This window comes from Erythrobacter crassostreae (genome assembly GCF_019204045.1).
Classification (GTDB): Bacteria; Pseudomonadota; Alphaproteobacteria; order Sphingomonadales; family Sphingomonadaceae; genus Erythrobacter; species Erythrobacter crassostreae.
Genome location: NZ_JAGSPC010000004.1, coordinates 57,716 through 77,967 on the forward strand (window position 1 = coordinate 57,716; position 20,252 = coordinate 77,967).

General features: G+C 55.9%; 16 protein-coding genes. 12 read left to right on the top strand and 4 right to left on the bottom strand.

All coding sequences use genetic code 11. From position 1 onward, the window contains the following. Window positions 1-111 precede the first annotated feature (111 nt). From KCG46_RS12155 to KCG46_RS12195, 9 genes are all read left to right on the top strand, one after another. Window positions 112-852, top strand: a complete 741-nt coding sequence (locus tag KCG46_RS12155; protein ID WP_218405711.1) for a FadR/GntR family transcriptional regulator — start codon at window positions 112-114, stop codon at window positions 850-852. Between the two features lie 109 nt (window positions 853-961). Beyond that, the gene (locus KCG46_RS12160; protein WP_218405712.1) at window positions 962-3,232 is read left to right on the top strand and encodes a polysaccharide lyase 6 family protein; all 2,271 of its coding nucleotides are present in this window, start codon (window positions 962-964) and stop codon (window positions 3,230-3,232) included. After that, entirely contained in the window at window positions 3,229-5,412 is a 2,184-nt protein-coding gene (locus KCG46_RS12165; protein ID WP_218405713.1) for an alginate lyase family protein, read from the top strand. Before KCG46_RS12160 ends, KCG46_RS12165 begins: the two co-directional genes overlap by 4 nt. 3 nt (window positions 5,413-5,415) lie before the next feature. Beyond that, entirely contained in the window at window positions 5,416-5,778 is a 363-nt protein-coding gene (locus KCG46_RS12170; RefSeq protein WP_218405714.1) for a cupin domain-containing protein, read from the top strand. 2 nt (window positions 5,779-5,780) lie between these two features. Further along, window positions 5,781-7,052, top strand: a complete 1,272-nt coding sequence (locus KCG46_RS12175; protein ID WP_218405715.1) for an MFS transporter — start codon at window positions 5,781-5,783, stop codon at window positions 7,050-7,052. Between the two features lie 31 nt (window positions 7,053-7,083). Continuing rightward, window positions 7,084-7,839, top strand: coding sequence for an SDR family NAD(P)-dependent oxidoreductase (locus KCG46_RS12180; RefSeq protein WP_218405716.1), 756 nt, complete (start codon window positions 7,084-7,086; stop codon window positions 7,837-7,839). A gap of 111 nt (window positions 7,840-7,950) precedes the next feature. Continuing rightward, a complete protein-coding gene (locus tag KCG46_RS12185) occupies window positions 7,951-8,982 on the top strand; it encodes a sugar kinase (RefSeq protein ID WP_218405717.1) in 1,032 nt (343 codons plus the stop codon). A 177-nt stretch (window positions 8,983-9,159) separates the two neighbouring features. Further along, the gene (locus KCG46_RS12190; RefSeq protein ID WP_218405718.1) at window positions 9,160-9,633 is read left to right on the top strand and encodes a cupin domain-containing protein; all 474 of its coding nucleotides are present in this window, start codon (window positions 9,160-9,162) and stop codon (window positions 9,631-9,633) included. Next, window positions 9,630-10,994 carry a GntP family permease gene (locus KCG46_RS12195; RefSeq protein ID WP_218405719.1) on the top strand — a complete coding sequence of 455 codons (1,365 nt, stop codon included), beginning with the start codon at window positions 9,630-9,632 and terminating at the stop codon, window positions 10,992-10,994. Before KCG46_RS12190 ends, KCG46_RS12195 begins: the two co-directional genes overlap by 4 nt. Here the strand turns inward: KCG46_RS12195 and KCG46_RS12200 are convergent. Together KCG46_RS12200 and KCG46_RS12205 are read right to left on the bottom strand one after the other, a co-directional pair. Then, complete coding sequence (locus tag KCG46_RS12200; protein ID WP_218405720.1) at window positions 10,983-11,474, bottom strand: gluconokinase; 492 nt, start codon at window positions 11,472-11,474, stop codon at window positions 10,983-10,985. The genes KCG46_RS12195 and KCG46_RS12200 overlap by 12 nt on opposite strands. 6 nt (window positions 11,475-11,480) lie before the next feature. Continuing rightward, the gene (locus tag KCG46_RS12205; RefSeq protein ID WP_369410218.1) at window positions 11,481-14,033 is read right to left on the bottom strand and encodes a glycoside hydrolase family 3 protein; all 2,553 of its coding nucleotides are present in this window, start codon (window positions 14,031-14,033) and stop codon (window positions 11,481-11,483) included. 122 nt (window positions 14,034-14,155) lie between these two features. On the opposite strand from KCG46_RS12205, the gene KCG46_RS12210 reads away from it, so the two are divergent. From KCG46_RS12210 to KCG46_RS12220, 3 genes are read left to right on the top strand one after another with little or no spacing between them, the layout of a single operon-like run. Beyond that, entirely contained in the window at window positions 14,156-15,196 is a 1,041-nt protein-coding gene (locus tag KCG46_RS12210) for an SMP-30/gluconolactonase/LRE family protein (protein WP_218405721.1), read from the top strand. A 13-nt stretch (window positions 15,197-15,209) separates the two neighbouring features. Next, complete coding sequence (locus KCG46_RS12215) at window positions 15,210-16,583, top strand: MFS transporter (protein WP_218405722.1); 1,374 nt, start codon at window positions 15,210-15,212, stop codon at window positions 16,581-16,583. Further along, window positions 16,576-17,631, top strand: a complete 1,056-nt coding sequence (locus tag KCG46_RS12220) for a LacI family DNA-binding transcriptional regulator (RefSeq protein WP_218405723.1) — start codon at window positions 16,576-16,578, stop codon at window positions 17,629-17,631. The genes KCG46_RS12215 and KCG46_RS12220 overlap by 8 nt, the downstream gene beginning before the upstream one ends. A gap of 42 nt (window positions 17,632-17,673) precedes the next feature. Here KCG46_RS12220 and KCG46_RS12225 read toward each other — a convergent pair whose 3' ends face one another. Together KCG46_RS12225 and KCG46_RS12230 are read right to left on the bottom strand one after the other, a co-directional pair. Then, the gene (locus tag KCG46_RS12225; protein ID WP_218405724.1) at window positions 17,674-18,525 is read right to left on the bottom strand and encodes a sugar phosphate isomerase/epimerase family protein; all 852 of its coding nucleotides are present in this window, start codon (window positions 18,523-18,525) and stop codon (window positions 17,674-17,676) included. Next, the gene (locus KCG46_RS12230) at window positions 18,522-20,234 is read right to left on the bottom strand and encodes a GMC oxidoreductase (RefSeq protein ID WP_218405725.1); all 1,713 of its coding nucleotides are present in this window, start codon (window positions 20,232-20,234) and stop codon (window positions 18,522-18,524) included. The genes KCG46_RS12225 and KCG46_RS12230 overlap by 4 nt, the downstream gene beginning before the upstream one ends. Between the last annotated feature and the right edge of the window lie 18 nt (window positions 20,235-20,252).

Below are 20,252 nucleotides of genomic sequence, written 5' to 3' on the forward strand. Positions count from 1 at the left end.
GCCGTAGGGGTACAGGCGGCGACAGCTGACCACTTGGACTGGTAAAGCCCAGTTTTATTGTGCAAAGCGAGACGGAATGAGGGGATGCCCTAAGCAGCGTAGAGGTATGGAATGAGCGGAAAACGACTTTTCCAGTCTGTGGCCGAGCAAATTGCGGCGCTCATAGATGAGGGTGCATTCCCTCCGGGTACACGACTACCTGGAGAGCGTGAGCTTGCGGAAAAGCTTGGAGTAAGCCGCGTAACCATCCGCGAAGCAGAGATTGCATTGCAGGCCGTTGGACGGCTTGAGATCAAGACCGGCTCCGGCGTCTATGTTAGCGAAGAACAGCCGTCGGAAAGGGCTGCACTGCCTTCAGCAAGCGCATTTGAAGTTACTGAGGCGCGCTTGCTCGTAGAATCTGAAGCTGCTGCTCTCGCGGCCCATAATATTAGCGATGCGGGAATCGCGCGTCTCAAGTCGCTCCTTGAGCAGATGCGCAATGGCAATGAGGCAGAGGCTGATGCTGCAGATGAGCAGTTCCACCAGGTGATTGCCGAAGCATCCAACAACGCCGCGATGGTCCACACGGTGCAATCGCTTTGGCGGATGCGGGAAGAAATTCCTGATGTCAAAGCGACCTATCAAGCGGTGTGCGTCCACGATGCGGAATCGCGCACTGCAGAGCACGAGGCGGTGTTCTTTGCTCTGCGTGACCGCGACCCCGCTGGTGCGCGCAATGCGATGCGCGAACACTTTCATCGTCTGATCGAGGCGATGCTTGATGCGACCGAGCGGATGGCACTTGAAGAGGTGCAAGAGCAGGTTTTGAAAAGTCGCGAGCGCTTCACAGCCTCTGCTAAAATTGGTTAGGCAAATTGGCTAGGCAATTGCTGCCATTTTGATATGCCAGATTGATTGACAATAGCTGCCTCCCCCTTATAGTTTCGACTCGTAAGAATTCGGACGAGGGGATTGAGAGATGTTGGCAAGGCTGGGCCTTGTGCTGCTTGCTGTGTGGCTTGGGGCTTCGCCCGCGCTAGCAGAGCGCTACTTCGTTCGTGATCAAATCGAGTATGCTGATGCGTTGAAGCGCGTCGAAGCTGGTGATGTCATCGTCCTCGCTAATGGCGAGTGGCGTGATTTCGATCTCGTTGTGACCGGACAGGGGCGGGCGGACGCACTGATCACTGTCACATCCGAAGATGCCGGCAAGGTGATCTTGACGGGTCAGTCGAATCTGAGGGTTGGCGGTCAGTACATCTTGGTGAAGGGACTTGTCTTCAAGGACGGCTACAGTCCGCGCGGAGAGGTCGTATCCTTCCGCCGGTCCAAGACGGATCAAGCGCGCAATAGCCGGGTGACCGAAGTGGTCATCGACAATTTCAGCAAGCCGGACCGCTACGAAAGCGACTACTGGGTAGGGATTTACGGCCACAACAATCGCTTCGATCACAACCATATGGTTGGCAAGACCAACAAGGGGGTAACGCTCGCAGTCCGGCTTGATAGCGAAGAGAGCCGCGAAAACGGCCACCGCATTGATCACAACTATTTCGGTCCGCGCCCTGTGCTGGGATCGAATGGCGGTGAGACTTTGCGGATCGGGACGAGCCGCTACTCGATGTATCGTTCCGAAAGCATTGTTGAGAACAACATTTTTGACCGGACCGATGGCGAGGTCGAGATCATCTCTTCCAAATCCGGCGGCAATATCTTTCGCGGCAATGTATTCCTGAAATCACGCGGTACTCTAACGCTTCGTCACGGCGACGATAATGTGGTCGAGCGCAATGTCTTTATGGGCGGCGGTAAGGATTACACCGGCGGTATCCGCGTTATCAATCGCGGTCAGACAATTCGCGATAATTACATTGAGGGTATGCGCGGTACAGCCTTTTCCAGCGCGCTTGCGATCATGAACGGCGTCCCCAACTCGCCTGTAAACCGTTACGTCGAAGTTGAAGGCGCGACGATCAAAAACAATACAATCATCGACAGCCGCCGGATCGGTTTCAATGTCGGCGCCGATGAAGAGCGCTCCGCTGCGCCAAGCAACAGCACATTCGCTAACAATCTGCTGGGTGGCATTCAGGGCGAAAGCTTCCTCGAAGTCTATGATGACGTGTCCGGTATTTCCTTTGCGGGCAATCGTGTGGTCGAGGGCGGCGTTGCTGATGAGCTGAGCCAGTTCACACAAGCATCGATAGAAATGGAGCGCGCAGAGAACGGTCTGCTTTATCCGGTTGATCCAGAATTCGCTGCGCTCGGCGCTCCGCGCGATCTAAAGCCTGTTACGCTCGATCAAGTCGGTCCCGCTTGGTACGCGAAACCCGGCAGTGGCTCGGTATTCGGGTCATCAGGCACGATTGTTGAAGTTCATCCGGGCGAAGACACCTTAGTTGACGCTGCGATGGCGGCAGGTGACGGCGATGTTCTGGTGCTTGGCACTGGCGAATACATCTCCAATCGCACCATTCCCTTGGATAAGGCGATCACCATCAAGGGAGCCGTTGAAGAAGGCGAGGATGCACCTGTTGTGATGTTCACGCGGCCGACGCTGATCGAGCTGCGCGAGGGTGGAAACCTGCAACTTGCAGGTGTGGTGATTGACGGCGCGCTTGCACCGGATTCTGTCGGCAACTCCGTGTTCCGAACGACTACCTATCCAATCAAATCGAATATGCAGATCGAGATGGACGGTGTGACCGTGCGGGGGCTTGTGGTGAACAAGTCATTCAATGTCCTTTCGCTCGGTAAAAGTTCGCTGGCGGACCGCGTGACGATCAAGAATAGCAGTTTTGCTGATATCACCGGCGCGGTTGTCTCTGCGGCGGCGGAGACAGAGGATTACGGCCAGTACAACGTCGAGTATCTCGAGATTACTGGCAGCTCGTTCGCGAGTATCGGTGGTCCGATTGCCAATGTGTATCGCGGCGGACGAGATGAGAGCACCTTCGGCCCGCTCGTTACCTTTGCCGGAAATGCTGTCGCTGAGAGCGGTCATGCCGCGACCAATTCGCTCGGTGCATCGCTTAACCTGCACGGCGTGCAGACAGCCAACATCACGCGCAACGTGGTGGCAGGATCGGCGCCAATACGTATCGTTCATACGGTCGGCACACCGAAGACCAGTATTACGGACAATCAATTCGCCGAGACACCGAAATTCGTGCTTGAAGAACTAAACTTCGAAGGCGAGCATCGGGCCCTACTTTCCGGCAACGTATTCGCAAATGAGGCCGGTCAATGAAGCGCTTGATGCTCCTTGCAGCAGCCGCTGCGCTGTGCACTTTCCAGCATGATGCTGCGGCTGCATCCGTTCAGCCTCAAGCCGAGCAGATGTCGGAATTGCCGCCGCTTTACGCCGACGAATTGGCCCGCGCGAAAAACTTTGTCGATGAAATGATGGCAGAGGGCCTCGTTGTCCCGCTGCCCAAAGATCCCGGTGGCGGTTACACTCACGAGCAGCACAAGCGGAATTACAAGGCGATCTATCTGGGCGGCCAGATCTACCGGGTCACTGGCGACGAGGCATACCGCGACTATGCGCGGGACATGCTGCTCGAATATGCCGAAATGTATCCGAAGTTGGGCGACCATCCTGCCAAGGCAAACCAGAATGTAGGCCGGTTGTTCTGGCAGGTGCTGAACGATGCAATGTGGCTGGTGCACGCTGTTCAAGGTTACGGCGATATCCGCGACACGCTCACATCCGCTGAGCGCGCGATGATCGATGATAACGTATTCCGTCCTGCCGCGAAGTTCCTTTCGGTTGATTCCGAACGCACTTTCAACCTGATCCACAACCATGCAACTTGGGCCACTGCGGGTGTCGGCATGACCGGTTACCTGTTGGGTGATCGGGATATGGTCGATCGTGCCTTGCTAGGATCAGACAAGAGCGGCGAGACCGGATTTATCCGCCAGACCGAACTGCTGTTTTCGCCGGACGGGTATTACACAGAAGGGCCGTATTATCAGCGGTTCGCTTTGCTGCCGTTCCTTGTGTTTGCGGACGCAATCGAACGCAACGAGCCAGAGCGCAAGATTTTCGAGCACCGCGATGGCATTCTGCTGAAGGCGCTGCGCACCACGGTTCAGCTTAGCTATCGCGGGTATTTCTTCCCGTTTAACGATGCGATCCGCGACAAGAGTTTGAAGACCGCAGAGCTCTATGACGGTATTGCCATCGCCTACGCCCAAACAGGTGATCCATCGCTGTTATCGGTGGCGGAATTTCAGGATCGCACAGTTCTGAGCAAGAACGGCATGATGGTCGCCAGCGACTTGGCAGCGGGCAAGGCAAAGCCGTTTCCCTTCAAATCCCTGATGCTTTCCGATGGCCCCGAAGGAAAGCAGGGCGCTGTCGCTGTGCTGCGCGATGGTCCGACCAATGCCGAAGGCGAGCCCTCGACCGCTCTGATCGCGAAGAACACCTCGCAGGGCATGGGCCACGGCCACTTCGATAAGCTTGCCTGGCAAATGTACGATAACGGGAACGAGATCGTCCGCGACTATGGTGCGGCCCGGTTCCTAAACATCGTTGCCAAAGAGGGAGGGCGTTACCTCCCCGAGAACGAGACTTGGGCAAAATCGTCTATCGCGCACAACACGTTGGTCGTTGATGAAAAGAGCCACTTCGACGGAGACGTGAAACTCGCGAGTGCCAAGGCCCCAAGTCAGCTCTACTTCTCGGATGCGGACGGGTTGCAAGTTTCAAGCGGGCGGATTGCAGAGGCCTATCCGGGCGTTTTGATGCAGCGCACCCTTATCGTGCCAGACATTCCTGGCCTTGAGGCGCCCGTCGTACTCGATCTGGTGCGTGGCCGCAGCCGTGATGCGCACCAATATGATTTGCCGTTGCATTACAGCGGGCACATCATGGAGTTCGACTTTGCCGTCGATAGCAATGTCGAAGCGCGGCCGGTCCTAGGCGAAGCCAATGGCTATCAGCATATCTGGGTGGATGCTCAGGCGAAGCGGGATGATGGCAAAGGCGCGCTTACATGGATTCTGGATGGGCGTTTTTACACCTACCGGTTCGCTGGCAACGGCCCGATTGATGTTGTGTTGGGTGAAACCGGGGCCAATGATCCGAATTTTAACTTGCGGCGCGAGCCGCTGATCATGCTCCGCGCCAGCCGTGAAAATGGGCAGGCGAGTTTCGCCAGTTTGCTCGAGGCGCACGGCAAATATGACGGAGCCGCCGAACAGACGGTAGCCAGTCGAAGCCGTGTAGCAGACCTTGACCATTCCTGGATTGAAGGCGTGGATATTGTGCGACTGACCCTGAAATCAGGGCAGCGTTTTGCGATTGCAGTGTCACATCAACCCGATCCCGAGGCGGCGCATAGCGTTACCATCGATGGCGAGACAATCGCCTGGACCGGCTTTGCTGCTGTGGTCGCCCTAACCGACGAGGGGAACTAGAACATGGCAACACTGGTAAGCACTTCCAGCCCGGCCTTTGTGGTCGCGGACAAGACGCCAAGGGAAGAACTTGGCGGCGGTATCTCGCGCCAAATCCTCGGATATGGTCCAGAGATCATGATCGTGCGGGTTTGGTTTGAAAGAGGTTCGGTGGGTGATGTGCATTCGCATCCCCACAGCCAATCGACCTATGTCGAAAGCGGGCAATTTGAAGTCTTTATAGACGGAGAGAAAAAGGTGCTTGGCGCAGGCGACAGCTTCTACATCGCGCCGCACCTTGATCACGGCGCGGTGTGCCTTGAGAAAGGGGTGCTGCTCGACACGTTCAGCCCCGCACGCGAAGACTTTTTGAGCGAGGGGAACTAATCATGTTGCGCTATGGGATTGTTATACTCGTCGCGGTCGCAACGGTCATCAACTACATTGATCGCGGCGCACTCGGGTTTTTATGGCCGGAAATTTCGCAAGATCTTGGGCTCACGGAGCTTGATTATGCGATCATTCTGAACGTTTTCACGTTTGCCTATGCGTTTGGTCAGTCACTGTTTGGCAAGATCTTTGATTGGATCGGGACCCGCTTGGGCTTTGTTCTGTCTATTGTCGTTTGGTCTGCTGCCACGATGCTTCATGCAGCGGCGGCCGGCCTGACCAGCTTCGCGGTGTTCCGTGCGCTTTTGGGTGTATCCGAAGCAGGAAACTGGCCCGGCGCTACCAAGGCGAATGCCGAGTGGTTTCCGATCAACGAACGGGCGCTTGCGCAAGGTATCTTTAACTCAGGTGCGGCCATTGGCGGTATCGTCTCCGCTCCGATAATCGGGCTCTTGTTCGTCTGGCTCGGTAGCTGGCAAGCAACCTTTGTTGCCATCGGCGCGCTTGGTTTCCTGTGGCTCGTTCCTTGGCTTATCGTCTATAAAAGCGGCCCGGACGCGCACCCTTGGATCAGCGAGAAAGAACGCGAATACATCCTTACTGGCCAGCGCAATGTTGAGACCAACGAAGTCGCTGACTATGCACCTGACACGGGTGAAATCCTGAGCCGCAAGGAAAGCTGGGGCGTTATTATGGCCAGCTTTTTCCTTGATCCGATCTGGTGGCTCTTTGTGGGCTGGCTCCCGATCTACCTATATAAGACATACGGTTTTGGCGTCGAAGAAATCGCGGTTTACGCATGGATTCCCTATGTCGGCGCGATGTTCGGTGCCTGGTTCGGCGGGCTGCTTGCAGGCAACCGGATCAAGGCCGGTTGGACTGTAAACCGCACTCGTAAGACTGTTATCGGCCTTGGTGGCTTGATCATGCTCGGTTCTTTGCTTGCTACTACGCAGGCAAGCACTCCGCTTGTTGCAGTGCTTATGATGGCAGTGATCCTGTTTGGCTTCCAAACTGCGGTCGGTAACATCCAGACACTGCCAAGCGATTTCTACAGCGGTAAGTCTGTTGGCACCCTCGCTGGCTTTGCCGGTACAGCTGCGAAGCTCGCGGTGGTCATGCTGAACTTCCTGATCCCGGTCATCACCGTGAATAGCTATGCGCCTGCCTTTATTGTCGGCGCTGGCCTTGCGATCATGACGGTTCTTTCGGTGCTGGTCCTGTGTCCAGAGATCAAACCACTCAAACCTACTCAAACCAAAACGGCCTAAGGCCACGCATATTCCTAAAAGGGGAAACTAAATGAAATTTGCAGGCAAAGTGGCAGTCGTAACCGGCGGAAGCCGTGACATCGGCCGCGCTATCTGTGTGAAACTGGCAAGCGAAGGCGCCAATGTTGTTGTGAATTACAACAGCAATGAAGCGGACGCGGACGCAACTCTCGCAGCGATCGAAGCAGCTGGCGGCGGCAAAGGCATCAAAGTCAAAGCCGACGTTACCAAATCCGCTGATGTCGCTGCTCTTGTCGCTGCGACGCGCGAAGCGTTTGGTGATAGCATCGATGTGCTCGTCAACAATGCTGGCGGCCTTGTCGCACGCAAGACGCTTTCTGAAATGGATGAAGAGTTTTTCAACTTCGTCATGCAGCTCAACGTGACATCTACCTTTATGGCCACGCAGGCTGTTGCGCCGCATATGGGCGAGGGCAGCGCGATCGTGAACCTTGCTTCGCTGGCAGGACGTGATGGCGGCGGCGGCGGTGCGTCTGCCTATGCCACATCAAAAGGCGCAGTGATGACCTTTACCCGTGCAATGGCAAAAGAGCTGGGCCCTAAAGGCATCCGTGTGAACGCGCTTTGCCCGGGCATGATTGCGACGGCGTTCCATGACAAATTCACTCCTGACGCAGCGCGTGAGAATGTTGCCAACAGCACCCCTCTCAAACGTCAGGGGCGCGCCGAAGAAACAGCAGATGCTGTCGCTTATCTGGCATCCGACGAGGCGTCGTTCATCAACGGCGCGAATGTCGATATCAATGGCGGCCTTGCTTACTCGTAAGCCGCCCAAAACCGCCGCGCTGTCTCGGCAGTGCGGTGAAAAACTGAATACACAATTCGCGCGCCAAGCTGATGATGGCAGCTTGGCGCGCGCCTAAAGGACCTTCTCCCCATGACCGACTTTTTATCATTTGGTGAAATCATGCTGCGGCTGAAGACACCTGGCCACCAGCGTTTCTTTCAGTCGCATGAGTTTGAAGCGACCTTTGGCGGAGGCGAGGCAAATGTCGCTGTTGCGCTGTCGAACTACGGCTTGGACGCGGGATTCGTCAGCGCGCTGCCGGACAATGATATCGGCGAAAACGCGATCATGGAGCTGCGCAAGTTCGGCGTTGATACCGCCCATGTCAGCCGCTCAGGCGACCGGGTCGGGATCTATTTCCTCGAAACCGGATCAAACCAGCGCCCTTCTAAAGTTGTTTATGACCGGGCGAACTCATCGATCTGCAATGCAGGCATGGACGAGTTTGACTGGCCTACAATCTTTAAAGGGGCAAAGTGGCTCCACATCACCGGGATCACTCCGGCGCTAAGCCAGTCGGCGGCCGACCTTTCGATGGCCTGTGTAAAGGCTGCGAAAGAAGCGGGCGTTACCGTCTCATGCGACTTCAATTTCCGCGGTAAGCTTTGGAAGTACGGTAAGACCGCACCAGAGGTGATGCGCGAGCTGGTGAAGTATGTTGATGTCGGCATTGCGAACGAGGAAGACTGTCAGAAGTCGCTCGATATCAGTGTGGATGTGGACGTTGAGAGCGGCGAGCTCGACACAGCCAAGTATGAGGCGCTGGGCCAGAAGGTGCTCGACATCTACCCGAACATGCACACGATCGCGATCACTCTGCGTGAAAGCCTTAGCGCGGACCGCAACAACTGGTCGGCATGCTTGCGGACACGCGAAGGCGGATTCAAGTTGTCCAAGAAGTACGAGCTTAGCGACATCGTTGACCGTGTCGGAGGCGGGGACAGCTTTGCTTCTGCGCTCATCTATGGGCTTAACGCTTACGAAGACCGTCAGCAGAGCCTTGAATTTGCGGTTGCTGCCAGCGCGCTCAAGCACACAATCATGGGCGACTTTAACCGCGTTACCGTGCCTGAAGTTAAAAAACTCATGAGCGGTGATGGATCGGGACGGGTGCAGCGCTAAGACACAGCACGGAGTTATTGCAGTCCTAAGCGCGCCGGTTTGGCCTAGCATCGATTTGCTTGGCCAGACCGGCGCGTTTTTTGTTTCTTGGTTCTCGCCGCTTGGAAAGGCGCCTTGGCAGGCCTTGCACACCCAATCTGACAACGTTATCAATACGTCAAAAATGAGGGGAATTCCATGACTATTCGAGCTGTACCTGCCGTACTTGCGTTGCTTGGAGCCGCCGCGTGCGCGCCTAGCGAAGCCCCGACCGATGACAACTCGGTTGTTGAAGTAAGCGGGCAGGAAACGCGTGTCCTCACGCCAGAAACCGCCAAGACGACAAATGAAGAGTGGGGTGATTTTGCCGAATACTTCGAAGGTGAGACCGCCGGCACAACCGACCTGCTTTCCGGTACCGCGACGATCAAGGCGGGCTTAGAAATTCACCCACCGCACCGCCATGCCGAAGAAGAGTTTCTAATGGTCATTGCAGGGGAGGGCGAGTGGACCGTTGGTGAAGAGACATTCGCCGCTGCCAAAGGCGACATGCTTTATGCGGCCGCGTGGGATCTCCATGGTATCAAAAACACCGGCGAAGAACCGCTGACTTTTGTTTTCTGGAAATGGAATTCGCGCGGGCTTCCTGTGCCAGTTGATCCTGAATTGTGAGCAATCTTGCCGAGTTTCTAACAGAATGGCAGCCATTGCTGGCGACAGTTGTTGGGGTTGCCGGGCTGTTGATCTTGATCATCGTCCGCAGGGTCAATGCGTTTGCGGCCTTGCTGTTCGGCGCGCTTGCGACGGGTCTGATGGCGGGCCTTTCTCCGCCTGCGGTGATTGATGCGGTAACGAATGGGTTCGCGGGTGTTCTCGGCTTTATCGCTGTGATTGTCGGGCTTGGTGCCTTGCTCGGTGTCTATCTCGAAGCCAGCGGCGGCGCGTCGGCTATGGCGCGCTCGATAATCGGCAATCGCCCAGCTGGCCCCGCTGGCATTGCAATGGGCTTTGTCGGCCTGATCATAGCCATCCCCGTGTTCTTCGATGTCGGCTTGATCCTGCTTTTCCCGCTGGTTCAGGCACTTGCGAAACGCGCCGGCAAACCGGCGCTCTATTTCGGATTGCCGCTGCTTGCCGGATTGGCAACGGCCCATGCCTTTATTCCGCCGACCCCCGGCCCGGTTGCCGTGGCCGAAATCCTTTCCGCCGAACTTGGCCTTGTGATCATTTGTGGTTTGATCGCAGGCATACCGGCGATGTTGGTTGCTGGCCCGTACTACGCCCGATTTGCCGACGGGCGCGGTTGGTTGGAGGCTGGCGGAGCGGTGCCAGTTGATCTTCAAAGCGAAGAGGTAATGCAGACTGATGCCACATCCGATTTGGCGATGCGCGCCATGGCAGTGTTGGCGTTGCCATTAGTGCTTATTGTTGTCGCCGCTTTTGCTCCGATCCTCGGCGTCCAAAGCGAAGCCATCGCATTTGTGGGCCATCCCTTCGTTGCGCTGATGATCGGCTGCGCGCTCGCGGCGTGGCTGCTGCGCGGTGATAGCGAAGCAGGCAAAAAGCGGTTGCAGGATGGACTGACCCGCGCTTTCGAACCCACTGCTGTCATCTTGCTCGTCACGGGTGCGGGCGGGGCTTTCAAACAAGTGCTGGTCGATACGGGCGCTGGTAAGCTTCTCGCGGAGAGCTTCCTAGGCGCGGGCATTACGCCCATCATCGCTGGCTTTCTGCTCGCGGCGATTGTTCGTGTCGCGCAAGGATCGGCAACAGTAGCCATGCTGACCGCCGCAGGATTATGTGCGCCGCTGGCGGCGGCCGCCGGTCTCGAAGGGTGGGATCTGGCACGCATGGTGATCGCCATCGCCGCCGGGGCGAGCATTGTGAGCCATGTGAACGATTCCGGTTTCTGGCTTGTCTCACGCTATTTCGGGATCGATGCAAAGCAGACGCTGCGCACTTGGACTGTCGCATCAACTTTGGTTGGCTGCGTGGGCTTTGCGGCCGTGTTGGCGATGGGGTTAGTGCTCTAGCTGACTGATAATCGCATCAGTGATCGTCTCGACATCGGCAAGACCATCAACTGTCAGCGCGCTATCCGGCACACTGAGCGTATCAAGCTGACTTTGGAGCAGCGATACCGGCATAAAGTGCTCTCTGTTCTCCATCCTTTTAACCAGCTCTTCGCGCGGAACATTAAGATGAATGAACCGGACATCGAAGTCTGGTGCATTTGAAAGGCGTTCTTGAACAAAAGGCGTGAGAGCCGAACACGCTACGACCATTACCGGAGCATTGCCGTAATTTGCGGATTTCAGCATAGATTCGATCCAGCCGATCCTGTCGCTATCATCAAGCGGAACGCCCGAAGCCATTTTGGCCAGGTTCTTTTCGGGATGATAGTCATCCCCCTCTAACATCGGCACGTCAAGCGCATCGGACAGTGCGCGTGCGACAGTGGATTTTCCGCACCCGCTTGGCCCCATAATCACAATCAGGCGACGATCCGCCATAGCGGACTAATCTCCGCAGTCGCGCAGTGCATCCAGATCAGGCGCGAGCTTGATCTCGGAAATGGCGATGCTGGCTGCGCTGTCAGAGCGCATGATGAAGCCAGTCCCGACAGAGCTCATATCCGCACCCTGATCGGCGAAACAAGCGAGCGATAGCCGCACTTCCTGCCATTCATCTGATGCAACTGTAACAGGCACACCGTCGGCGCAGTCCGACAGCGCTTCGCAGCCTATGCCGACACGCAGTTTGGCAGGATTATCGCCAAGGTTGCGGACAAAGAACGACATCTCCATTGCGCCATTGCTTTGGCGGGCAAAGTCGGCGCGGTCATGCGTTGCAAGGCGCATGACGGGGCCGCCGGTGAGCCAGTCAATCCGCAGGGAATCTTCCTGAGCGAGCCGGTCAAAGCCGGAATACACTAAATCTCCGCCATCCCAGCTGGTGGAATTCAGACGTGTTTGTGTGCCGTCAATGACGCCATAGAGCGACCATCCGCCTTTCGGCTGACCGCCTGAGAATAGAATGTCGCTGGATTGGTTGGCACCTGCATCGAGGCCGGTTTCTTCCGAAAGTGGGCCCAAATTGGCGGTATCGGAAACGCTTAGACCAAACCCATAGGCGAAGAGCGGGTCATAGTCCGCATCGCCGACATTGAGGGTCGCCTGCGTCGGCAGTTTCGGCCATGAAAATGACAGCTTCCCAGTGAAATCGAACGATGGATCGCGCTGAAACAGCACGTCGCTGATCCCGCCGCCTTCGCTGCCGGGAAGCCATGCGGCGACAAAAGCGTCCGATGCGTTGATTTCGGGGTTTACCCATAGCGGCCTGCCGGAAAGGAACACCGAGACGACCGGCATCCCCTTGGCACGGTATCCGCCGAGCAGTGCGGTGTCGAAATCGCCATCATCGAAATCTAGGTTAGGGCGGTCGCCTTGGAATTCGGCATAGGCATCTTCGCCGTAGACCGCGATGACCACGTCTGCGTCGTGATCCCCTGTGCCATCTTCATCGAATATTACGGTGCCGCCCGCTGCGGCAACGGCTTCCTGAATTCCGGCCAGAATTGATTGGCCACCGGGAAATTCTTCGTTGGTGTGCGTGCCGCCTTGCCATGACAGCGTCCAACCGCCTGACGCCTTGGCGATGCTATCTGCGCCGTCGCCAACAACCAGCACACGCTTGCCCGCATCCAGCGGGAGAAGACTATCGTTGTTCTTAAGCAGCACGAGAGATTTGCGCACTGCTTCGCGCGCAATTGCGCGATGTTCTGCATTAGCAAGCAGATCAGTGTTGCCTGCGCCGGCGCGAGTGCTTGGTGCACCGCGGTCGAACAATTTGTATTGTAACTTTACCCGCAAGATACGGCGAACTGCATCGTTCAAACGCTCCATCGGAATTGTCCCGGACTTCACGTGTTTGAGCGTGCTCTCATACAGACCCTTCCAACTGTCGGGTGCCATGAACATGTCGATCCCGGCATTGAATGCCTGCGCGCAATCGGTGTTGCTGCAACCCGGAATTTGACCGTGCGCATTCCAGTCGCTGACGACAAACCCGTTGAAGTTCATCCGGTCCTTCAGCACATCCGTGATGATCCCCTTATTGCCGGTCATCTTCACGCCTTGCCAACTGGAGAAAGAGACCATGACCGTTTGCACTTGAGCTTCGAGCGCAGGCAGGTAACCGGTCGTGTGAATATCGCGCAGATCCTCTTCGGAAATGCTTGCATCGCCCTGATCTCTTCCGCCATCGGTGGCACCGTCGCCGGTCCAATGTTTTGCGGCTGAGATGATCTTGCCGGATGTCATGAAGTCATCAGCGCCGAAGGTTCCTTGCAGGCCTTTTACGATCCGGTCAGAGTATGAGGCGACGATTTTCGGGTCTTCCGAAAACCCTTCATAGCCGCGGCCCCAGCGATCATCACGCGGCACGGCGAGAGTTGGGGCGAAGGTCCAATCATGACCTGAAACGACGAGTTCTTTGGCGGTCACAGTCATGATCCGCTCGATCAGATCGGGATCGCGTGCCGCGCCCAATCCCACATTGTGCGGAAAGACTGTCGCGCCCAGCAAATTGGTGTGACCGTGAACTGCATCGATGCCCCAGATGATTGGGATGGCAACCTCGACATCTTCGTCATCGGTCGATGCCTCCCAATACGCATCAGCGGTTTTCAGCCATGTCGCGGCGTCGGCGTATGGTAGCGGGCCGGGCGCGGAGTTGCCGCCGCTCAGTACGGAGCCGAGGCGGTACTTCTTCACTTCTTCTGGAGTAACGGCGCCGGAATCGGCCTGCATTGTCTGGCCGACTTTTTGTTCGAGTGTCATCTTGGCCATGATCGCGTCAATTTCAGCTTCAATTGCCGGATCAAGCGGGACGGCAGTCACTTCAGGCCAGATTTCTGCGCGGATGGAGCCCGGCTCCCTTTCAACGGAGCTGGAAGTTTCTGTGTGGTCCGAACTCGACGCTGCTACGCCGTTTGCTTTCGCATGGCTGACAGTGGCCAGCCCGGTGGCGAGTGCAACGACAGACGCGAATTTCAGATGCTTAAGATTCACAATTTCCCTCCGATAGCCAACAGCGGTCTTGAGCGTTGACGCGCGAATCAAATGGCACACCGGACAATTTTTGACAAGGTTGTCAATTCTTGACTATCAAGGGTCTAGGAGGATCGAACTCGATGGATATTTCACGGCGAACATTGATGGCTGGATCTGCGGCGCTTGCAATAAGCGGGTGCAGTTCTGCTGGCCGGATTACGGCTCAGTCTGCATCGCCAGAAATCGGTTTCGAAAGCTTTGATCCCAAGTTTGCAGACTTGATCGACGCAAGCCAATCTGGCCAACTGCTCTCAACCGGGCATTGGTGGGCAGAGGGCCCAGCGTGGGACCGCGAAAGACAGCGCCTCTACTTTACGGATGTTCCTCGTAACAAAGCGTATTTCTGGTCTGAGAAGGACGGTGAGGGTATCTTTCTGTCACCCTCTGGTGTCGCTCCAGAACTCGCAATTGGCATGCGCGAACCCGGTGCAAATGGCCTGTTGCTCGGTCGCTTAGGTGAGTTGCTGATCTGCAATCATGGGCGGCGAGCGCTGGAATCGCGCAACTTCACCACTGGTGAACGCACGCTGCTGGCCGATAAATTTGAGGGAAAGAGGTTCAACAGTCCCAATGATTTGATCGAAGCGTCCGACGGCACAATCTATTTTACCGATCCGCCGTACGGCCTTGAAGGGCTCAATGAATCGCCTGCCAAAGAGATGGAGCACAATGGCGTATACCGGCTTGATAAAACAGGAGCGGTTACGAGAATTGTCGATGATATGACTTTGCCGAACGGGGTCGCCTTGTCTCCTGGTGAAAAGGCGCTCTATGTCAGTCAATCTGATCCCGATGCACCGCTGATCCGGCGTTTCCTGCTAAAGGATGGCAAGATCGCGAAAGGCGACGGCGGAGAGATATGGTTCGATGCAAAGCCTTACATGCACGTAGCTGGCGGTCTTCCGGATGGAATGGCGGTTTCCGCAGAAGGATATGTATTCCTGGGCGGACCCGGCGGAGTTTTGGTGATCGATCCACAAGGCATATGTTTGGGCCGGATTGGCACAGGCCGCGCGACGGCCAACTGCGCATTTGGCGAGGACGGAAAGACGCTGTTTATCACTGCGGCGGATCGGCTGGTATCGGTTCGCACGGAGGTTGCAGGCTTGGGCCAGTTTTGACCGGTGATCGCCGATGAGTGAGGCGGCCGAAGGCGGCAAGGCCAAACGGTTGGTCGGGTACGGGATCGGTGATTTCGGGCTAAACATCTATTGGAATAGCCTCTCTTTCATCCTCGTATTCTGGTATACGGATGTCGTCGGACTAGACCCGAAAATTGCCGGATGGCTGTTTGCTGCGGGGCTGGCGTGGGACGCAATCTCCGATCCCTTTGTCGCCAATCTTGCTGCCTCAAACCGGTCTAGCATTGGTGTCTACCGACCGTTCCTGCTGTTCGGCAGCCTCGCCCTTGGCGTGAGTTTCAGTTTGCTTTTCTGGCGGCCTGATTTGGAAGGGTGGCCTTTGCTTGCCGCATTGCTGGGCGCGACCATTCTGTTCCGGACCTGTTATACTATTGTCGCTGTTCCTTACTCCGCTCTATCGGCGCGGCTCACGTTCAATTCGGTCGAACGCGGCGAACTGTCGGGGGTGCGAATGTTTTTCGCATTCTGCGCGCTTCTTTGTGTGATGAGCTTTGCGTTCCCGCTGAGCCGTGAATTCGGCGGCGACGATGGGCTATCCGAACTCGGTTTTTTCAAGACGGCCGTTCTCGGATCTGGGCTGGCAACGATCGCGTTGCTAGCTTGCTTCTTCTTCACCAAGGAGAAGCCGCCGCTGGGGCCAGATGAGAAGTTGAGCGCTTGGAGCTTTCAGACTTTCCTTGTCGCTTTCCGCCAAAATGATGCGCTCCGTTCGCTCCTCTTTTTCCTGTTGTTGAATTCAGCTGCCGGTTCCGCGCTCAATATCTCGCTGGTGTTTTATATCACATCCAACGGCGCTGCCTTCGCCGCCAAAGAAGTGATCCTGACGAGTTTTGCAGTTGCCACTCTTTCCGGGACACCTCTTTGGACTGTCGTCGTGCGGGCAGTTGGTAAGAAAAAGACATGGTACGTTGCCACCAGTATCATGGCGATTGCTGGAGGATTGCTTTTTGCGATGGGCCCTATCTTGGTGATGGGCGTGCCTGTGCAGATATTGGCTTTCGGTTTTGCCAATTCGGCTTTTGCGATCATTATCTGGACACTTATTCCTGACACGGTTGAGTACGGGCAAAATGTTCATGGCCGGCGCGATGAAGGTGCGATTTTTGGCAGCTGCCTATTCGTGCAAAAATCATCTGGTGCGATCACGGGGCTTGGCATTGGTTATTTGCTGTCGGGAATTGGCTATGAAGCGGACTTAGCCGTCCAAACGGCTGGAACAACGAATGCGCTGGAGACGTTCATCGCGGTCGCTCCTCCAGTGCTTTTAGTGCTTGCCGCGGCGAATTTGTTCCGTATGCCGATAAGCAGGGATCTTCATGCGCAAATCGTTGACAGACTGTCGCGCAAAAGGAGTGGGAATGGCTAGAGGCACGGGCACAAGTTCTGCCAAAATGAAAGACGTCGCCGAACGGGCTGGCGTCTCTATCAAGACCGTGTCGCGCGTGCTCAATAATGAGCCGCACGTGCAGGAAAAGCTGCGTCAGAAAGTGCGCGAAGCGGCCGAGGCTCTTGATTACGTGCCTAGCCAATCTGCCCGTTCGCTGCGAGGAAATCGTTCCTACGATATCAATCTGGTTTGCCACGTGGCAGGCAGCAATTATGTGAACTCTATCCAGTTCGGCGCGGTATTCGCGTGTCAGGAGCTCGGTTACCAACTCTCAATCAGTTTGCTCGAAAATCTCGGCGGCAAATCGATTGCCGAGATACGCTCCGCTTTCGAAGGACTTATGCGACGCCGGAAGCCTGATGGTGTCGTTTTGCTCGCCCCTTATGCGAATGATGAAAAGATCGGTTTTGTCTTGAATGAAATGGGCATCCAGGTGGTCCGTGTCGGCCCTGTTGATGGCACACAGAATCAAGGTCTCTTGGTTGAGATTGACGATTATCAGGCATCGATTGATGTCGTGCGCCACCTAACCAACCTGGGTCATAAGCGCATTGGTTTCGTCCGGGGGAGCCAAGACCAGCGTTCGGCTCATGTGCGCTATTCCGGCTTTTGTGTCGCGATGGAGGCAGCAGGACTTGTCGTTGATCAGGAGCTTGTCCGGCCCGGCGCGTTTGACTTTGCGGCAGGATACGATGCTGGTGTTCATTTCCTCGGACTGAAGCAGCCGCCTACGGCTGTGTTTGCTTCGAACGATGACATGGCGGCCGGCGTCGTCGCTGCTTGTACAGAGCGCGGTGTAAAGGTTCCTGATGATCTTTCGATTGTCGGCTTCGATGATGCCGAAATCGCCACACGCATGCGGCCATTTCTTACTACGATCCGTCAGCCTCTGCACGATCTTGGTGCGCGGGCAATTCATGAACTGATTGGCAGTTTCAACAGCAGCACCAGTAAGAATTCGGCACATCGTGTTGTATTGGATCACGAATTGATCATCCGCGATACGACAGGATCGCCGCCAAAATAGTGCCCCTCACAGGCGAATAAGAGAACGAGGCTGTCGCTGCGCTTACTTCATCAAGTAAGCGTGGCTACGCCCGACCGATGCCAATGCGTCTTCCGGATTGTCGTGCTCGACATAGAACCGTTCAAGGCCTGCTGTTTCGGCCAGCTCAAAGTAGCTGGCGAAATCAATCACGCCATCGCCGACAGAGACCATATCGCCTGACGATGTACGGTCTTTGATGTGGCAAGAGGTGAACCGGCCTGGCGCTTTGTCAAACAGCGCCGCGGGATTGATGCCTGCCTCTGCTGCCCAGAAAAAGTCGATCTCCATCGTAACGAGTTCTGGATCAGTCTCGGCAAGCAAAATGTCGTAGCCGCTGGTGCCTGCGACATCGATGAATTCAAATTCGTGGTTGTGATACCCGACCATCATGCCGGCGGCTTTCGCTTCTTCACCGCGCTGGTTGAGCAGTTCTGCAAGAGCCCGGTACTTGTCCAGTGACCGTTCCTCTTCGGGAATCCACCCTAGGTACAGGCGATCTTGACCAAGCATGCCCGCTTCTTCGATTGCGTTTGAGAAACCTTCACGCAGTTGAGGCAGGCGGACATGGGCAGACCGGCTCACTAAGCCAAGATCATCCATCATTGCGCGAATGTCAGTGGCTTTGTGTTCGAACAGGCCAGCTGTTTCACAATCTTTGAAACCGATCTCTGCCAGTGCTTCGAGGGTGGCTTTCGGGTCAGCCTCGAACATCTCTCGTACGGTGTAGAGCTGAACTCCCAACAGTCCGTCATAAACCGGTTTCGTGCGATCGGCATCTGTTTCGCCTGCCGGAGCAGTGCAGCCAGAAAGCGCGCCCAATCCGACCAAGGCAGCACTGCCCATAAATGCGCGGCGGTCTGTTCGGATGTTCATACCAGATTTCCTTCTTTCATTTTCGCAGCCGCGTAATCGACCGCGCGTGCGGTGAGCGCCATGAACGTAAGCGACGGGTTTTGGCAGGCTTCCGAGGCAAACGCCGATCCGTCTGTGGCGAAAACATTCGGTACATCGTGGCATTGGTTGAACCCGTTTAGCACCGATGTTTCCGGGTCGATGCCCATGCGCGCGCCTCCCATTTCGTGGATGCAGTGGCCGGGCACAGGCTCCTCTTCGAATGCTTGAATGTCGGTGCAACCAGCGGCTTCCAACATGGCAACCGCATCACGTTTCATCGCAATGCGCATTTTGCGTTCATTGTCTGCCAAACTCACATCAACGTGAATCTGAGGAATACCGCAATTGTCCATTTTGGTCGGGTGCAGGGTGACGCGGTTTTCAGCTCGCGGCAGCATCTCGCCAAAGCCTTGCAGACGGAAGGTCCAATTATCTGCGGGTTGATGCAGCTCTTTTTTGAGTTCTTCACCAAAGCCTTTACCGCCAAGTGCGCGGGTCCAGGACGCCCGGTTGCTTCCGCCTTGATAGCCGTAGCCACGCGTGAATTCGGCATCGGTTTCGTTGCCGAGGTTGGAGAAGCGCGGAATGTATATTCCGTTTGGTCTACGCCCAGCGAAATACTTGTCCTCAAAGCCCGGATAATTGCCTTGCGCGCCGATCCGTGTGTGGTGGTCCATCAGATATTGGCCAAGTGTTCCACTGGAATTCGCAAAGCCATTTGCGAAATGCTCTGATGTAGAATTGAGCATGATTTGCACGGTGCCGAGCGTTGAAGCGCAAAGGAAAATGACTTTTGCGGTGAAGTCTTTGCTTTCCTTAGTCTTGCGATTGATCGTTCGTACGCCTGTCGCTTTGCCAGTTTCCACATCATACAGAATGCGTTCCACGAGCATGTCGGACATCAGCGTCATATTGCCGGTGTTTTTGGCTGCGGGCAGGGTCGCTGAAACACTGGAGAAGTACGCGCCAAAGGAGCAACCGCGTTCGCATTGGTTGCGATATTGGCAGGAGCCACGGCCCAGACTTGATTGCTCATTGGTCGGTTTGGTTAGATGCGCCGCGCGTCCATGGATCAGATTGCGTTCCGGAAAAGCGGCCTCGATCTTCGCTTTGGCGTCTTCTTCGACGCAGGTCATGGCCATTGGAGGCTGAAAAACACTATCGGGCAATTGGGGTAAGCCTTCGGCAGAACCGCTGATGCCGATAAACTTTTCAACGTAGTCATACCACGGCGCAACGTCCGCATACCGGATCGGCCAGTCTGTTCCGTAGCCATCGGCTTTATTCGCGCCGAAATCGAGATCGCTCCAACGATAGCTTTGGCGCGCCCACATAAGCGATTTGCCGCCGACCTGATCACCTCTTAGCCAAGCGAATGTCTTACCATCTTCGACTGAATAGGGGTTTTCTTTGTCGTTGATAAAGAACCCGCGCGTACTCTCGCGAAAAGCATAGCAAGTGCTTTGGACCGGATATTCTGCGTCGATCAGTTTCGGATCAACTCGGTCACGATGCTTCATATCCCAAGGGTTTTGGTTTTCGCCAACATAGTCGACACTATGCTCGGTCATCTTTCCGCGTTCGAGGACAAGGGTCTTCATACCCTTCTCGCAGAATTCCTTCGCGGCATAACCACCGGACATTCCGGAGCCGACGACAATTACATCAAAGTCTTCATTAAGAGCCATTGAAAGGGTCCTGATTGG

Bases quoted from the DNA above. Each gene is read 5' to 3' on its own strand.
- KCG46_RS12155 (WP_218405711.1), top strand. From the start codon at position 112: ATGAGCGGAAAACGACTTTTCCAGTCTGTGGCCGAGCAAATTGCGGCG.
- KCG46_RS12160 (WP_218405712.1), top strand. From the start codon at position 962: ATGTTGGCAAGGCTGGGCCTTGTGCTGCTTGCTGTGTGGCTTGGGGCT.
- KCG46_RS12165 (WP_218405713.1), top strand. From the start codon at position 3,229: ATGAAGCGCTTGATGCTCCTTGCAGCAGCCGCTGCGCTGTGCACTTTC.
- KCG46_RS12170 (WP_218405714.1), top strand. From the start codon at position 5,416: ATGGCAACACTGGTAAGCACTTCCAGCCCGGCCTTTGTGGTCGCGGAC.
- KCG46_RS12175 (WP_218405715.1), top strand. From the start codon at position 5,781: ATGTTGCGCTATGGGATTGTTATACTCGTCGCGGTCGCAACGGTCATC.
- KCG46_RS12180 (WP_218405716.1), top strand. From the start codon at position 7,084: ATGAAATTTGCAGGCAAAGTGGCAGTCGTAACCGGCGGAAGCCGTGAC.
- KCG46_RS12185 (WP_218405717.1), top strand. From the start codon at position 7,951: ATGACCGACTTTTTATCATTTGGTGAAATCATGCTGCGGCTGAAGACA.
- KCG46_RS12190 (WP_218405718.1), top strand. From the start codon at position 9,160: ATGACTATTCGAGCTGTACCTGCCGTACTTGCGTTGCTTGGAGCCGCC.
- KCG46_RS12200 (WP_218405720.1), bottom strand. From the start codon at position 11,474: ATGGCGGATCGTCGCCTGATTGTGATTATGGGGCCAAGCGGGTGCGGA.
- KCG46_RS12210 (WP_218405721.1), top strand. From the start codon at position 14,156: ATGGATATTTCACGGCGAACATTGATGGCTGGATCTGCGGCGCTTGCA.
- KCG46_RS12215 (WP_218405722.1), top strand. From the start codon at position 15,210: ATGAGTGAGGCGGCCGAAGGCGGCAAGGCCAAACGGTTGGTCGGGTAC.
- KCG46_RS12220 (WP_218405723.1), top strand. From the start codon at position 16,576: ATGGCTAGAGGCACGGGCACAAGTTCTGCCAAAATGAAAGACGTCGCC.
- KCG46_RS12225 (WP_218405724.1), bottom strand. From the start codon at position 18,525: ATGAACATCCGAACAGACCGCCGCGCATTTATGGGCAGTGCTGCCTTG.
- KCG46_RS12230 (WP_218405725.1), bottom strand. From the start codon at position 20,234: ATGGCTCTTAATGAAGACTTTGATGTAATTGTCGTCGGCTCCGGAATG.